This window comes from Lysobacter sp. GCM10012299 (assembly GCF_042649405.1).
In the GTDB taxonomy this organism is placed as follows: domain Bacteria; phylum Pseudomonadota; class Gammaproteobacteria; order Xanthomonadales; family Xanthomonadaceae; genus Lysobacter_J.
In genome coordinates this window covers 896,616-909,926 of record NZ_JBHRZC010000001.1, presented here as the reverse complement: position 1 = coordinate 909,926, position 13,311 = coordinate 896,616, and the positions used below count along the sequence as shown (strand labels likewise).

The following is a 13,311-nucleotide window of genomic DNA, read 5'->3' as shown; positions in this document are numbered from 1 at the left end:
AGGACTGGGTTGTCGAGGAGGCCATTTCTTTTTGGTTACTTTTTCTTTGGGCCAGCAAAGAAAAAGTGACCCGCCGCTTTAGTGGCGGAAGCTGTTGACGTTGCCTCGCAAGAACAAAGGCAAAGTCAAAATGGGTCCCGGCGTTCGCCGGGATGACGGTGGCGGTGGCGGTGGCGGTGGGCTAGAGGTTCTGCTGGCTTCGGAAGTGCCGCTCTTCCCCGCTGAGCGGATCGACGAACCGCAATGAGCGCGCCAACAGTTTCAGCGGCCTGGCGTAGTCGTCGTCCATCGGGTCAGCGCAAACCGGGTACAGCGGATCGTTGAGGATCGGCGCTCCCAACGCCGCCATGTGCACGCGCAACTGGTGCTTGCGACCGGTCACCGGCTCCAGCCCGTAGCGCCAGAGACCATCGCCGCGCTCGAGCACCTCGATCCGCGTCTCGCTGTTCGCAGCACACTCACCTTCGCGCATCCGGAAGAACGGCTCGCCACGCTCCAGGTGCGACCTGCGCACCATCGGGAAGATGGCATCCGGCAGCGCTGCTGCCAGCGCTTCATACCGCTTGCTGATCCTGCGCTGCGGGAACAACGCCTGGTACAGCGCGCGCGAGTCCGCCCGCGCCGAGAACAGCACCAGCCCCGCCGTGCCCCGGTCGATGCGGTGCAGCGGCACCAGGTCCGGGTTGCCCAGCCGAAGCACCAGCCTGGCCAGCAGCGTGTGCTGCACATGCTTGCCGGCCGGCGTCACCGGCAGGAAATGCGGCTTGTCGACGACTACCAGGTGTTCGTCGACATGCAGCACGGTCTCTTCGAACGGAATCTCCGGTTCGCTCTCGACCTCCCGGTAGTAGGTCAGCTCCGCGCCGACGCGGTAGGCGGCATGGGCGGCCAGCGCCCGGCCATCGGCGTCGCGGACCAGGCCGCGCTCGAACCGGTCGAGCCAGCGCTCGCGCCCGATTGCCGGGAAGCGCGCGCACAGGCCCTCCAGCACCGTCAGCCAAGGGCCCGGCGGCAGTTGCAGGTGGCTGGCGGCGACGCCATTGCGATGGGAGGCGAGCGGTGCCATATCGGTATTGTCCCCCCAACGGCGGCCTTGCCGTCGTATTGGCGTTGAGAACGGCACATCACGCCGCCAGCGCCTAGAATGCGCGCTGTTTTCCTGCCCCCCACCGGATGTACCCCCATGGCGCTCAAGGCCACCGTGGTTAAGGCCGAGCTGCAAGTCAGCGACCTCGACCGCCATCACTACGCAACCTACAACCTCACCCTCGCCCAGCATCCGTCCGAGACGGAACAGCGGCTGATGGTGCGGCTGCTGACCTATGCCCTGTTCGCCGAAGATCGGCTCGAGTTCGGCCGTGGCCTGAGCAGCGAGGACGACCCGGACATGTGGCGCCGCGACTACACCGGCGAGATCGAGCAGTGGATCGACCTGGGCCAGCCCGACGAGTCGCGCATCCGCAAGGCCTGCGGCCGCGCGCGCCAGGTCGTGGTCGTGAACTATGCGGGCCGCTCCTCGGATATCTGGTGGGAGAAGAACAGCTACGCCCTCAAGCGCCTGAAGAACCTCACCGTCATCGACATCGGCGCCGACATCGTCGAGGCACTGGCTGGCGTGCAGCAACGCGGCATGCGCGTCAACGTGCTGATCCAGGACGGCGAAGTGCAGTGGCTGGGCGAAGGCCACTCCTTCACCTTCCGTCCCCTCACCCGCATGGCCTCAGACGAGGAAGCCGCGCGGGCATGACCGGGCACTACGACGTCGCGATTGTTGGCGGCGGCGCAGCCGGACTGATGTGCGCGCTGACCGCCGGCCAGCGTGGCAAGCGCGTGCTGGTGGTCGACCACGCCAACCGCGTCGGCAAGAAGATCCTGATGTCCGGTGGCGGTCGCTGCAATTTCACCAACACCGGCACCACACCGGCCAATTTCCTTTCGGCCAACCCGCACTTCTGCAAGTCGGCGCTGGCGCGCTATACGCCGTGGCACTTCATCGAGATGGTCGAGCGCCACGGCATCGCGTATCACGAGAAGGAACTCGGCCAGCTGTTCTGCGACATCTCCTCGAAGCTGATCGTGAAGATGCTGGTCGACGAATGCCACGCCGCCGGCGTGCGCATCGAGACCAGTTGCAGCATCGAGCGCGTCAGCCATGGCGAAGGCGAAAACGCCAGCTTCCGCCTGCATACCAGCCACGGTGCGTTCGCCGCGCCGGCGCTGGTGGTGGCCAGCGGTGGCTTGTCGATACCGTCGATGGGCGCCACCGGGTTCGGCTACGAACTCGCCCGCCAGCTCGGCCACGCCGTGCTGCCCACCCGCGCCGGCCTGGTGCCGCTCACGCTCAGCGGCAAGCACCAGGAGCGCCTGGCCGACCTCAGCGGTGTCGCGCTGCCGGTCACTGCCAACTGCAACGGCCAGTCCTTCAGCAATTTCATGCTGGTGACCCATCGCGGCATCAGCGGCCCGTCGATCCTTCAGATCTCCTCGTACTGGCAACCCGGCGACGACCTGCGCCTGGACCTGCTGCCTGGACGCGACGCCTTGGAAGCCCTGCAGCAGTGGCAGCACGAGCGCCCCGCGGCCGAACTCAAGACCGTGCTCGGCGAAGTGATGCCCAAGCGCTTCGCCCAGCGCCTGTGCGAGGTCTGGTTGCCGAACAAGCCGATCAAACAGTTCAACGCGCCGCAGCTGCGCGAGATTGCCGACGTGCTGTCGAACTGGCCGCTGGTCGCCAGTGGCAGCGAAGGCTATCGCACGGCCGAAGTCACCCTCGGCGGCGTCGACACCGACCAGCTGTCGTCCAGCACGATGCAGTCCAGGCTTGTGCCCGGGCTGTATTTCATCGGCGAAGTGGTCGACGTGACCGGTTGGCTCGGCGGCTACAACTTCCAGTGGGCGTGGGCATCGGGACACGCGGCGGGCATGGCGGTCTAGTCGCGATGTGCTGCCCATTACCTGCCGGGTAATGCACTTCACCGCCCGGCCCGGCTAAGGTTCGGCCATGAACATGATCCGTCCCCTCGGCGAACTGATCCGCGACTGGCGGCAGCGCCGTCACCTCACCCAGCTCGACCTGGCCGGACTGGCCGACACCTCCACGCGCCACATCAGCTTCATCGAAACCGGCCGCTCGCTGCCGAGCCGGGCGATGCTGATGCGCCTGGCCGACCGCCTCGACGTACCGCTGCGCGAACGCAACGTGCTGATGACCGCCGCAGGCCTCGCGCCGATGTACAGCGAACGCCGGCTCGACGATCCGGCGATGGCGCAGGCGCAGGCCGCCATCGACCTGGTGCTTGCCGGCCACGAGCCGTATCCCGCGCTTGCGGTGGACCGCCATTGGAACCTCGTCGCGGCCAATCGCGCGCTCGCCGCGCTGTTGCAGGGTGCTTCGGACGCGCTGCTGCAGGCCCCGGTGAACGTGTTGCGCCTGAGCCTGCATCCCGACGGTGTCGCGCCGCGCATCGCCAACCTGGGCCAGTGGCGTGCGCACATCCTGCATCGGCTGCGCCACCAGGCCGATGCGACCGGCGACGCAACGCTGGCCGCGCTGTACGACGAACTCGCCGCGTATCCGGCACCGGCCGATGAGGCAGCAACGCCAGGCCCACCCGCCGTGGTCGTCCCGTTGCGCCTGCACACGGCCATGGGCGAACTGTCTTTCATCAGCACCACCACGGTGTTCGGCACGCCGATGGACATCACCCTGGCGGAACTGGCGATCGAGTCATTTTTCCCCGCCGACGCCGCCACCGCGCAGGCCTTGCAGATGCTCGCCCCTACAAAGCCGTAACCCGCGTCTGGCATTCCATCACCACCATGGCCGCGCCGTTGGGCACGCACATCGAGGTGCTGGAATCGAGCACGAGGGCGCGACCGCCTGCGAACACGCGCGTGCTGCCCTGCAGCCATTGCCCGCCCGTGCAGCGCAGCGCCTCGGCCGGCCATGGCAGGTTGCAATGGGCGATGGTGTAAGGCGCGGCCACCGTCACCACGGGCCGTCCGGCCACGGTGACACGCGAGTAAGGTGCGGTCGGCGTGGCCGGACCGCCGTGGGAGCAGGCGACACTCGCGCCCAGATGAAGGATGGCTCCGCCCATGGCTATACCACCGTCAGCGCGCCGTCGTTGATGGTCACCATCGTGCCGGCCAGGACGATGCTGGCACCGCGGCCGTTGCTGATGGTGATGCCCGCTTCATTGACCGCGATGGAGGCGCCGTTCTGCGCGCGCAGCATCACGCCGCCATCGGGTCCGGGCACGTCCGATACCAGCACCGAGTTCTGGCCCGGCGTCTGCAGCAGCATCGCCGGCACGCCCTGCCCGGCCGGCGCCATCACCGGCAACTCGCCGGCATCGACCCAGTAGCCGCCGACCCAGATCGGCAATTCGGCGTCGCCCTGCTCGAACTCCACCCAGACCGGGGCACCGATCGCGGGCAGCAGGAACAGTCCGCTCTGGTGGCCCGCCACCGGAACGCATGGCATCGCCCAGCGCGAGTCGCCGGCGTCGAAGACCCTGGGCACCTGCACCAGCACGCGCCCGAGCTGCAGCGGATCGATGTTGTCGACCACCACGCCACGGAACTTGCCGTAATGCCGGAGGGGGTCGGACTTTGTCTGGTGCGGCATGCGACTGGATTCCTGGACCGCGTGGTGCTGGACGTGCGGATCCCCCGTGGACATCAACGTGAACAGCCCTGCCGGCAGGCCACGGCGCTGGAGCACGACCATCCGTCGCAACGCTCAACCATATGGTTGACATTGAAGGTGCTTGCCGCAATCCTCAACCACATGGTTGACGAAAGCTCCCTCGACGCCGTTTTCCACGCACTGTCCGACCCGACCCGGCGCGCGATGCTGCGCAGCCTGTCGCGGCAGCACAGCAGCGTCGGCGAGCTGGCGGCTCCCTTCCACATGTCGCTGGCGGCGGCCTCCAAGCACATCAAGGTGCTCGAGCGCGCCGGCCTCGTGCAGCGCCAGGTACAGGGTCGCATCCACACCTGCCGGCTCCAGGCAGCCCCCCTGCACGCGGGGCTGGAATGGATGCGCCACTACGAGCGCTTCTGGAACGGACGCCTCGATGCCCTCGATGCGCTGCTCAAGGCCGAGGACCAAGCTGCCAAGTCCGCGCCGGCCACTGTCAAACCCGTAAACAAGTCTTCCAGGAGCAAGCGATGAGTCCTGTCATTGTCCGCGTCACGCATCGATTCGATGCGTCCCCCGAGCGTGTCTTCGATGCCTGGCTCGATCCGGCCACCGCCGGGCGCTGGTTGTTCGCGACGGCCGACGGACAGATGCAGCGCGTCCAGATCGATGCGCTCGTGGGCGGTCGCTACGCCATCGTCGAGCGCCGCCCGAACGGCGATGCGGAGCATTTCGGACGCTATCTCGAGATCGACCGGCCGCACCGGCTGGTGTTCACCCTGGCAATGGAAGAAGACGCCGACCAGGGCGATCGCATCACCGTCGAGATCGTCGCCGACGGCGATGGCAGCCTGCTCACCCTGACCCACGAGATGGCAGCGGAAAACGCCGAGTACGCGAAGCCGGCCGAGTCGGGCTGGAAGATGGTCCTGGCCGCACTCGACCGCCACCTCGCCTGACCGTTGGAATCAGCCATGAATGCAATCAACGAAAACTTCGGCGTCGTCACTGGCCCCGGCACCGTGCGCATCGAACGCACCCTTCCGGGGCCAATCGAACGCGTCTGGGCCTACCTGACCGAGTCGGACAAGCGCGGCAGCTGGCTCGCCTCGGGCGGGATGCAACTGCACGCCGGTGGTCGCGTCGACATGGAGTTCCGCAACTCGGAACTGACCGAGAACGATGACGCGCCACCGCAGAAGTACGCGCAATACGCAGGCCCCAGCCAGATGCAGGGTCGCATCATCGCCTGCGATCCGCCGCGGCTGCTGGAATACACCTGGGGCGAAGCCGACTCGGATTCGCAGGTGCGGTTCGAGCTCACGCCGCGCGGCAACGACGTGCAACTGGTCGTCATACACAGCCGCCTCGCAACGCGCGACGACATGACCAGCGTGGCCGCCGGTTGGCACACGCACCTGGGCATCCTCGCCGATCGCCTTGCCGGCCGAACGCCGCCCGGTTTCTGGGCAACGCACACACGTGTGGAAGCGGAGTACGAGAAGCGATTTCCGCGCGAAATGTCGTCCTGAGCGCAGGCTGTGGCCAACAAGCTACCGGCCCTGCCGCATCGCCGGTCGCGGCCGGCCAAACCAGATGGCAGGCGGCATCACCGTGCCGTCGCAAGGGTCATGTGAGCTGCCGCGGATCGGATAGAAATTGTCGATGGATACTCGAGGGAAACCGTGCTTGGCGAGGATGCTCCCCATCGAGCGCATAAGCACGGAATCCTCGTAGTGCTTGAGGAAGGTCCGCGCACTGATCCTTGAAGGATCGCCTTCCACTGCGCGGCAGGTCTTCTTCCACGCCTGCCGCATGTCACGCTCGTTATCCGCGCCCGTCGGGGGAAGCAACGCGAAGGAATCCATCTGGTCCAGGCGGGCCTGCAACTGTGGCTCCAGCTTCTTTATCAGGTCCGAAACCGGGGCCTTGCACATGGAAGCATCGACTATCAGCGACGTGCCGGTGACATGCGAAGACACCGGACACTGATCCTGGGCCGGGAATGACGAAGCTCCCCACGAAAAGGTGAGGAGCAGCAAGCCAACGGCGACTCCCGTTCGATTCTTGCAGATGGAATGCGACACTGCCTCAGCCCATCCGAAACCGGTAACCATAAGCGCATGTCCCCCATCGTTCCCCTGAGAACCGCGACGCGCATTGCCCTGCTGTTCGCCCTCTCCCTGCTCGCGGCCTGCGCAGATCCGGGCCCTCCCCCAGGCGGAACTATCGCCCGGTTCGAGGCGATCGACCAGAAGGTCGGCACCGGTGCGGTCGCCCGCTCCGGCCAGGACGTGACCGTCCACTACACCGGCTGGAACTACGAGCAGAAAGCCGCCGACGGACACGGCAGCAAGTTCGACAGCTCACGCGATCGCAATGAGCCCTTCACCTTCCTGCTTGGCGCCGGCCGCGTCATCCGGGGCTGGGACGAAGGCGTGGCCGGCATGCGCGTCGGCGGTCGCCGCGTGCTGAGGATCCCGCCCGCCTACGGTTACGGCAGTGAAGGCGCCGGCGGCGTCATTCCGCCGAACGGGTCGCTGGTGTTCGAAGTCGAACTGCTCGACGTGCGCGATCATGCAAGCCCGTCGACCCGACCTTAGGCCGCAATCGCGTCGCGCGCCTTCGCGGCGATCTCGAACGATCGCAGCCGGGCCGCGTGATCGAACACGTTGGCGGTGATCATCAGTTCGTCGGGACGGTGGCGTTCGATGAAGGCGGCGATGCCGTCGCGGACGGTGGTCTCGTCGCCGACCACCGCACAGGCCAGTGCCTGCTCGACGCCGCTCTTCTCCAGCGGCGTCCAGTACGACTCGATGTCGTCGATCGGCGGCGGGATCAGCCCCGGCTTGCCACGACGCAGGTTCACGAACGCCTGCTGCTGCGTGGTGAACAACCGGCGCGCCTGCGCATCGGACTCCGCGCCGACCACGTTGAGGGCCAGCATCGCGTACGGCTGCGCGAGGCGCTTGGACGGCTGGAACTCGCGCCGGTAGGAGGCCAGCGCCATGTCCATCGCATCGGGCGCGAAGTGCGAGGCGAACGCGAACGGCAGGCCCAGCTGTGCCGCCAGCCGCGCCGAGAACAGGCTCGACCCGAGCAGCCACACCGGCACGTCGAGGCCGGCGCCGGGCACGGCGCGCACGGCCTGCGCGGGTTGCACCGGCTCGAAGTAATGCAGCAGCTCGACCACGTCCTGGGCGAACATGTCGGCGGCTTCGAAATAGCGGCGCAAGGCATGCGCGGTGGCGTGGTCGGTGCCCGGCGCACGTCCCAGCCCAAGGTCGATGCGACCCGGATACAGCGCCGCCAGCGTGCCGAACTGCTCCGCCACCTGCAGCGGCGCGTGGTTGGGCAGCATGACGCCACCGGCACCGACGCGGATCGTCTTCGTGCCGCAGGCGACATGGCCGATCAGCACCGCCGTGGCTGCGCTGGCGATGCCGGGCATGTTGTGGTGCTCGGCCAGCCAGAAGCGCTGGTAGCCGTGGCGCTCGGCGTGCTGCGCCAGGTCCAGGCTGTTGGCGAAGGCCTGCGCGGCGTCACTGCCTTCGGTGATCGGGGCCAGGTCGAGGATGGAGAATGGAATGGCAGGCGCATGAATCATCGGTGCACTCCCTGGCACGATCACCACAAATCAAAAACCACGCCGTCGCGCTCGTTGTCCCAGATGGTGCTGAACACCCACCAGCGCCCGTGCTCATGGCACAGCTGGATGCTGTTGGCGCCGCGCTTGAGCAATACCGGCGAATCCGCCGCCGGTCGCGCTTCGTAGCGGCTCCAGACGTGCGCGACCTGGCCGAAGCGCTCAACACGCTGCTCGATCTCGACTTCATGGAAATCGTTGGCGGCAAAGAATGGGGCGACATCGAGGATGTAGCTGTCGACATCGAACACCATCGCCCGCGTGGAGCCGTCGGCATCGACCACCGTGCGCAGGCTGCGCGCCTGCGGATGCTGCAGGTAGCGGAAGCGCGCCCAGTCGCGCGGCGCGCCGGCCGCGCCGGAGATGCACTCGTAGATCGCCCGCACCAGGCGCGGGATGTCCTGGGTGTCCTGCCACCAGCGCTGGTCGTCGTCCATCGAAGCAATCCTCCTGGAAGCAGCCTCGGGCGTCCGCCGTGAGGCGATTGTGAGCGGCGGCCGTCAGCCCGATGCCTTGCCGTTTTCGCCTTCCGCCAGCGGCACCAGGCGCAGGTCGTGGAAGTCGAAGCTGAAGTCGGTCAGCGGCGAGATCGCCTCCATCCGCGCTTCACGTATCCCGCCGTCAGCATCGAGGGCGAAGGTCACGAACGCATCGGCGTTGAGCCAGCGCTCGTTCCAGCGGACCACGAAGGTGTCGTTCTGCCAGGGCGTGAGTTCGCCCACGAGTTCCGGCGTGCGGCTGAAGCGCATGACCAGCTTGTCGCCGCGCTGCTCGACCATGATGTCGCCGTACCACGGGTCACGGTAGGTGCGGGCATAGCGTGCCAGCGGCAGCGACGGCGGCGCAGCAGCTGCACGCGCGGCCAGGTGCTTGTTCCAGTCCTCATCGGCCTTGCCCTGCGACTTCGCCAGGGCGGCAGCGTAGGCGGCGGTCCAGTCGGTCTTCGGTGCATCGAGGTAGGCATCGAGCACGCGCAGGGTCACGGCGTTGAACGCGCCGCCGACCTCGGCATTGGTCAGCACGATCACGCCCAGCTTGTGCTGCGGCACCAGGGTCAGGCGCGAGACCATGCCCGGCCAGCCGCCGGTGTGCCACACCAGCTTGCGCCCACGGTAGTCCGACAGCTGCCAGCCTTCGCCGTAGCCGAGGAAGTTGGGCTTGGCCGCTTCAAGCTCCGGCACCGAAGGCTTGGCGATCGGGATGGGCGTCAGCACCGACCACATGCCCTGCTGGCGCTCCTCGCTGAACAAGCGATGCTCGCTGCCGCGCGCGTCGCGGTAGGTGCCGCCGGCCAGTTGCATGTTCATCCACTGGCTCATGTCGTGCACGCTGGAATAGATGCCGCCGGCGCCGGAGACATTGCCCCACGACATCCGCGGTGCCGGCTGCAGGTCCTTGAAGTCCGCCTTCGCGTAGCCGGTGGCGACGTTGTCGCGCGGGCGCAGCGCATCGCTGTTGAAGCGCGTGTCGCGCATGCCCAGCGGGGTGAAGATGCGCTGCTGCAGGAACTGCGCGTAGCCCTGGCCGCTGGCTTTCTCGATCACCAGCTGCGCCACGCCATAGAGGATGTTGTCGTAGGCGTACTGGCCGCGGAAGCTGCCGGTCAGCGGCACGTCCTTGAGCCGGCGCGCGACTTCTTCGGTGCTGTAGTCGGTGCCGGGCCAGTACAGCAGGTCGCCGGCGCCCAGGCCCAGGCCGCTGCGATGCGCGAGCAGGTCGCGCACGCGCATCTCGCGGGTGACGTAGGGGTCGGACATGCGGAACCACGGCAGGTGGTCGATGACGCGGTCATCGAGGCTGAGCTTGCCTTCGTCGGCGAGGATCGACAGCGCCGCGGCCGTGAAGGCCTTGGTGTTGGAGGCGATCGCGAACAGGGTGTTGGCGTCGACGGGTTTGCCGCTGCCTTCCAGCTCGCGCTTGCCGAAGCCGCGCTCGAATACGATCTGGCCGTCCTTGACGATGGCCACGGCGATGCCCGGCACGTCGAACTGCTTGCGGACGCCATCGACGTAGGCGTCGAAGTCCTGCAGTTGCGGCGGCAACCCGGCCTGGGTCGCAACCTGCTGTGCACCGGCGGCGCCCTGCACCGCCAGCGCCAGGCCCAGTACGGCGCATTGCGCCGGAATGAATCGCAAAGACATGCGTTGATCAACTCCCCGAAGATGAGGCCACCTTAGCCAAAGTGCGCCCCCGCCCCAACCCCTTCCCTTTGCCGGACAAGGCGGCGCAGGCAGCAGGCATAATTCCCCTCCCCCGCAGCCTTGCCGACGATGCCCGCCCAGACTCCCCCATCACGCCTGGCCATCATCGGCGGCGGTCCCGCCGGCCTGATGGCGGCCGAGGTCGCTCGCGCGGCCGGACTGCAGGTGGATTTGTTCGAGGCCAAGGGCTCGGTCGGCCGCAAGTTCCTGATTGCCGGCAAGGGCGGCCTCAACCTCACCCATGGCGAGCCGCGCCCCGGGTTCGACCTGCGCTACGGTTCACGCCGCGGCGAGATTGGCGCATGGCTGGACGATTTCGACGCCGACGCATTGCGCGAGTGGGCCCGCAGCGGCTTCGGCATCGAAACGTATGTCGGCACGTCAGGCCGGGTGTTCCCGATGGACCGCAAGGCGGCGCCGCTATTGCGCGGCTGGGTCCGTCGACTGCGCGAGAGCGGCGTGAGCTTCCACGTGCAGCACCGCTGGCTGGGTTGGCGCGACGACGGCGCACTGCGCTTCGATACACCCGAGGGTGAGGTCGCGATCCAGCCTGACGCGACCGTGCTCGCACTCGGCGGCGGCAGCTGGCCCGAGCTTGGCTCCGACGGTGCCTGGGAACCATTGCTGCAAGCGCGCGGCGTCGACGTCGCCCCACTGCAACCGTCCAACTGCGGTTTCGACATCGGCTGGAGCGAGCACTTCGCCACGCGCCATGCCGGCGCACCGCTGAAACCCGTCGTCGCCCACTGGCGCGATGCCGGTGGCGGATACCACGAGTTGCAGGGCGAATGCGTCGTCACCGCAACCGGTATCGAGGGCAGCCTGGTCTATGCCCTGTCGGCGACGCTGCGGGATGCGATCGCGGCCCACGGCGAAGCGCGCATCGAGCTGGACCTGGCACCGGGCCGCGACCTGCAGCGCCTGCAACACGACCTGGCCCGCCCGCGTGGCGGTCGCAGCATGAGCGAGCACCTGCGGCGCCACGCCGGCATCGCAGGCGTGAAGACCGGGCTGCTGCACGAAGTGCTCGACAAGGACGCGATGCACGATGACGCGGTGCTGGCGCGCACGATCAAGCGCTTGCCCTTGCGCCTGCTGCGCCCGCGCCCGATCGCCGAAGCAATCAGCAGTGCCGGTGGCGTGCGCCTGGAGGCACTGGATGATGCGCTGATGATCCGCGCGTTGCCCGGCGTGTTCTGCGCCGGCGAGATGCTCGATTGGGAAGCGCCGACGGGCGGTTACCTGCTGACCGCGTGCTTCGCCAGCGGCCTGCGCGCCGGGCGCGGCGCGGTCGACTGGCTGACGCGCTAAGCGGATCAGCCCTTAGCCGGCGCAGTCACCGGAAGGTACATCGTGCTCGCGCACAGTTCGATGCCCTTGGCGCTCGCCGCCGGCATGTCGCTGCCTTTCAGGCCGATGACCTTGACCATGTCGCCGCCGGCCTCCGTCACCTTGGCCAGGGCGATGAAGCCGGTCTGGCTGCCGCCGCACATGGCGTTCGCCGGCATCTGCGTCGGCGGCGTCTGCTCGAGCACGCGACGCAGTTCGATTTCCTGGTCGGCCGCCACCATCATCGCCTGGGCATAGGTGTTGCCGGGCGAGTACTGGTCGGCGCCGTTGACGATTGCAACGCGCTCGGTGGTGAAGCTGGCGCCGTTGTCGCCGCGCATCGAGTTGTCGTCGATGGTGAGCTTGCCCGTGACCGCCGTCGCCACCGGATTGCCCGGCTCGAACTCGCCCATCGCCACGGCCTTCACCATCGGCGGCGCCGCGCGCTCGACCGGCTCGGCGTTGACGTCCGGCTGCGGATTGGCGGCCGGTGCTGGAGCCGTGATCTCTTCCGGCGGGGCGCTGTTGACCGGCGCCTGCTTGTCACACGCTGCAAGCAGCAACGTGGCTGCGGCCACCATGGACAGGGCCCTGCTCGTACCCATCGCTCGTGCTGATGCCATCAGTGTCCTCGCTAGTCTTGATCCGCGGCGCTGGCATCCCGGCAAACGTGCTGCACCGCGTTCGCTGCCCTCAGGCAGCGTCGTCGATCGCCGGGTCGACCAGGGGTTGCAGTTCGGGGTCGAGCGCCACGCGCTCGTCGAACACGAAGCAGCGACCGTCGTAATGGCGTCCGCCAACGCGTTCAAAGTAACCCAGAATGCCGCCATCGAGCTGCAATACGTTGCTCATGCCCTCGGCCTGCATCCACAACGCCGCCTTCTCGCAACGGATGCCACCGGTGCAGAAGCTCACCACCGTGGCGTCACCGAGCGCATCGCGATGCGGCTCCAGTGCCTGCGGCAGGTCGGTGAAATTGTCGATCGGCAGCGTCAACGCGTCGTTGAACGTGCCGTAGCCGAACTCCTCGCGGTTGCGCGTATCGAGCATCACCACGCGCTTGCCGTCGTCGTCGTGGCCCTGGTCGAGCCAGCGCGCCAGCGTTTCGGGCATCACGGCCGGTGCACGTCCCACCAGCGGCGAGGCGTTGTCACGGCGGAAGCTGATGATCTCCGGCTTGACCTTCACCTTCAGCCGCGCGAACGGCTGGCGCCGGCTGCGGCTGAACTTCACGATCAGGTCGGCAAAGCTCGCCTGCGCGCGCAGCGCGTCGAGGAAGCTTTGGATGCCCGCTTCGGTGCCGGCCAGGAACAGGTTGATGCCCTCGCCCGCCACCAGCATGGAGCCGCGCAGGCCCAGCTCCTCGGCGCGCGATCGCAATTGCGCGGCAAGGTCCTCGGGATTCTGGATGGGGGTGAAGTGGTAGGCGGCGATATTGAGCAGCATGGTGCGCATTGTAAGCGCCACCGGGCGAGCCTTAGCCCTGGCAC

Annotated in this window: 17 protein-coding genes; 8 read left to right on the top strand and 9 right to left on the bottom strand. The window is 67.5% G+C overall.

Annotated elements, in window-relative coordinates:
• Positions 1-181: 181 nt before the first annotated feature.
• The gene (locus ACFOPO_RS04365; RefSeq protein WP_386701212.1) at positions 182-1,066 is read right to left on the bottom strand and encodes a pseudouridine synthase; all 885 of its coding nucleotides are present in this window, start codon (positions 1,064-1,066) and stop codon (positions 182-184) included.
• A gap of 117 nt (positions 1,067-1,183) precedes the next feature.
• On the opposite strand from ACFOPO_RS04365, the gene ACFOPO_RS04360 reads away from it, so the two are divergent.
• The 3 genes from ACFOPO_RS04360 to ACFOPO_RS04350 all read left to right on the top strand — a co-directional run bounded on the left by ACFOPO_RS04360 (position 1,184) and on the right by ACFOPO_RS04350 (position 3,793).
• Complete coding sequence (locus tag ACFOPO_RS04360; RefSeq protein ID WP_386701210.1) at positions 1,184-1,747, top strand: YaeQ family protein; 564 nt, start codon at positions 1,184-1,186, stop codon at positions 1,745-1,747.
• On the top strand, positions 1,744-2,934 hold the full coding sequence (locus ACFOPO_RS04355; protein WP_386701208.1) for an NAD(P)/FAD-dependent oxidoreductase: 1,191 nt from the start codon (positions 1,744-1,746) through the stop codon (positions 2,932-2,934). Before ACFOPO_RS04360 ends, ACFOPO_RS04355 begins: the two co-directional genes overlap by 4 nt.
• A 73-nt stretch (positions 2,935-3,007) precedes the next feature.
• Positions 3,008-3,793, top strand: coding sequence for a helix-turn-helix domain-containing protein (locus tag ACFOPO_RS04350; protein WP_386701206.1), 786 nt, complete (start codon positions 3,008-3,010; stop codon positions 3,791-3,793).
• Here ACFOPO_RS04350 and ACFOPO_RS04345 read toward each other — a convergent pair.
• Positions 3,780-4,100: a hypothetical protein gene (locus tag ACFOPO_RS04345; protein ID WP_386701204.1), complete on the bottom strand. Its 321-nt coding sequence runs from the start codon at positions 4,098-4,100 to the stop codon at positions 3,780-3,782. The genes ACFOPO_RS04350 and ACFOPO_RS04345 overlap by 14 nt on opposite strands.
• Positions 4,101-4,102: 2 nt before the next feature.
• Positions 4,103-4,630 carry a phage baseplate assembly protein V gene (locus ACFOPO_RS04340; RefSeq protein WP_386701202.1) on the bottom strand — a complete coding sequence of 176 codons (528 nt, stop codon included), beginning with the start codon at positions 4,628-4,630 and terminating at the stop codon, positions 4,103-4,105.
• 21 nt (positions 4,631-4,651) lie between these two features.
• On the opposite strand from ACFOPO_RS04340, the gene ACFOPO_RS04335 reads away from it, so the two are divergent.
• The 3 genes from ACFOPO_RS04335 to ACFOPO_RS04325 are packed head-to-tail and all read left to right on the top strand — an operon-like array spanning position 4,652 to position 6,177.
• The gene (locus tag ACFOPO_RS04335; protein ID WP_386701200.1) at positions 4,652-5,179 is read left to right on the top strand and encodes an ArsR/SmtB family transcription factor; all 528 of its coding nucleotides are present in this window, start codon (positions 4,652-4,654) and stop codon (positions 5,177-5,179) included.
• A complete protein-coding gene (locus ACFOPO_RS04330; RefSeq protein WP_386701198.1) occupies positions 5,176-5,604 on the top strand; it encodes an SRPBCC domain-containing protein in 429 nt (142 codons plus the stop codon). Before ACFOPO_RS04335 ends, ACFOPO_RS04330 begins: the two co-directional genes overlap by 4 nt.
• A gap of 15 nt (positions 5,605-5,619) precedes the next feature.
• Positions 5,620-6,177 carry an SRPBCC family protein gene (locus tag ACFOPO_RS04325; RefSeq protein ID WP_386701196.1) on the top strand — a complete coding sequence of 186 codons (558 nt, stop codon included), beginning with the start codon at positions 5,620-5,622 and terminating at the stop codon, positions 6,175-6,177.
• A 21-nt stretch (positions 6,178-6,198) separates the two neighbouring features.
• Here the strand turns inward: ACFOPO_RS04325 and ACFOPO_RS04320 are convergent, their stop codons facing one another.
• Positions 6,199-6,627: a hypothetical protein gene (locus ACFOPO_RS04320; RefSeq protein WP_386701193.1), complete on the bottom strand. Its 429-nt coding sequence runs from the start codon at positions 6,625-6,627 to the stop codon at positions 6,199-6,201.
• 141 nt (positions 6,628-6,768) lie between these two features.
• On the opposite strand from ACFOPO_RS04320, the gene ACFOPO_RS04315 reads away from it, so the two are divergent.
• A complete protein-coding gene (locus ACFOPO_RS04315; RefSeq protein WP_386701191.1) occupies positions 6,769-7,248 on the top strand; it encodes an FKBP-type peptidyl-prolyl cis-trans isomerase in 480 nt (159 codons plus the stop codon).
• Here ACFOPO_RS04315 and ACFOPO_RS04310 read toward each other — a convergent pair.
• From ACFOPO_RS04310 to ACFOPO_RS04300, 3 genes are all read right to left on the bottom strand, one after another.
• Complete coding sequence (locus ACFOPO_RS04310) at positions 7,245-8,252, bottom strand: LLM class flavin-dependent oxidoreductase (protein WP_386701189.1); 1,008 nt, start codon at positions 8,250-8,252, stop codon at positions 7,245-7,247. The genes ACFOPO_RS04315 and ACFOPO_RS04310 overlap by 4 nt on opposite strands.
• 20 nt (positions 8,253-8,272) lie before the next feature.
• Complete coding sequence (locus ACFOPO_RS04305; protein ID WP_386701187.1) at positions 8,273-8,728, bottom strand: hypothetical protein; 456 nt, start codon at positions 8,726-8,728, stop codon at positions 8,273-8,275.
• Positions 8,729-8,791: 63 nt separating this feature from the next.
• A complete protein-coding gene (locus ACFOPO_RS04300) occupies positions 8,792-10,432 on the bottom strand; it encodes a serine hydrolase (protein WP_386701185.1) in 1,641 nt (546 codons plus the stop codon).
• Positions 10,433-10,561: 129 nt separating this feature from the next.
• Between ACFOPO_RS04300 and ACFOPO_RS04295 the strand changes: the two genes are divergently transcribed.
• On the top strand, positions 10,562-11,803 hold the full coding sequence (locus ACFOPO_RS04295; protein ID WP_386701183.1) for a TIGR03862 family flavoprotein: 1,242 nt from the start codon (positions 10,562-10,564) through the stop codon (positions 11,801-11,803).
• A gap of 5 nt (positions 11,804-11,808) precedes the next feature.
• Here ACFOPO_RS04295 and ACFOPO_RS04290 read toward each other — a convergent pair whose 3' ends face one another.
• Together ACFOPO_RS04290 and ACFOPO_RS04285 are read right to left on the bottom strand one after the other, a co-directional pair.
• Positions 11,809-12,402, bottom strand: a complete 594-nt coding sequence (locus ACFOPO_RS04290; protein ID WP_386701180.1) for a hypothetical protein — start codon at positions 12,400-12,402, stop codon at positions 11,809-11,811.
• A gap of 112 nt (positions 12,403-12,514) precedes the next feature.
• Entirely contained in the window at positions 12,515-13,267 is a 753-nt protein-coding gene (locus ACFOPO_RS04285) for a sulfurtransferase (protein ID WP_386701285.1), read from the bottom strand.
• Positions 13,268-13,311 lie beyond the last annotated feature (44 nt).

Excerpts from the sequence above, each read along its gene's own strand:
- ACFOPO_RS04315 (WP_386701191.1), top strand. The coding sequence starts at position 6,769 with ATGTCCCCCATCGTTCCCCTGAGAACCGCGACGCGCATTGCCCTGCTG.
- ACFOPO_RS04290 (WP_386701180.1), bottom strand. The coding sequence starts at position 12,402 with ATGGTGGCCGCAGCCACGTTGCTGCTTGCAGCGTGTGACAAGCAGGCG.
- ACFOPO_RS04350 (WP_386701206.1), top strand. The coding sequence starts at position 3,008 with ATGATCCGTCCCCTCGGCGAACTGATCCGCGACTGGCGGCAGCGCCGT.
- ACFOPO_RS04295 (WP_386701183.1), top strand. The coding sequence starts at position 10,562 with ATGCCCGCCCAGACTCCCCCATCACGCCTGGCCATCATCGGCGGCGGT.
- ACFOPO_RS04310 (WP_386701189.1), bottom strand. The coding sequence starts at position 8,252 with ATGATTCATGCGCCTGCCATTCCATTCTCCATCCTCGACCTGGCCCCG.
- ACFOPO_RS04340 (WP_386701202.1), bottom strand. The coding sequence starts at position 4,630 with ATGCCGCACCAGACAAAGTCCGACCCCCTCCGGCATTACGGCAAGTTC.
- ACFOPO_RS04285 (WP_386701285.1), bottom strand. The coding sequence starts at position 13,267 with ATGCTGCTCAATATCGCCGCCTACCACTTCACCCCCATCCAGAATCCC.
- ACFOPO_RS04365 (WP_386701212.1), bottom strand. The coding sequence starts at position 1,066 with ATGGCACCGCTCGCCTCCCATCGCAATGGCGTCGCCGCCAGCCACCTG.
- ACFOPO_RS04325 (WP_386701196.1), top strand. The coding sequence starts at position 5,620 with ATGAATGCAATCAACGAAAACTTCGGCGTCGTCACTGGCCCCGGCACC.
- ACFOPO_RS04305 (WP_386701187.1), bottom strand. The coding sequence starts at position 8,728 with ATGGACGACGACCAGCGCTGGTGGCAGGACACCCAGGACATCCCGCGC.
- ACFOPO_RS04300 (WP_386701185.1), bottom strand. The coding sequence starts at position 10,432 with ATGTCTTTGCGATTCATTCCGGCGCAATGCGCCGTACTGGGCCTGGCG.
- ACFOPO_RS04330 (WP_386701198.1), top strand. The coding sequence starts at position 5,176 with ATGAGTCCTGTCATTGTCCGCGTCACGCATCGATTCGATGCGTCCCCC.
- ACFOPO_RS04360 (WP_386701210.1), top strand. The coding sequence starts at position 1,184 with ATGGCGCTCAAGGCCACCGTGGTTAAGGCCGAGCTGCAAGTCAGCGAC.
- ACFOPO_RS04355 (WP_386701208.1), top strand. The coding sequence starts at position 1,744 with ATGACCGGGCACTACGACGTCGCGATTGTTGGCGGCGGCGCAGCCGGA.
- ACFOPO_RS04345 (WP_386701204.1), bottom strand. The coding sequence starts at position 4,100 with ATGGGCGGAGCCATCCTTCATCTGGGCGCGAGTGTCGCCTGCTCCCAC.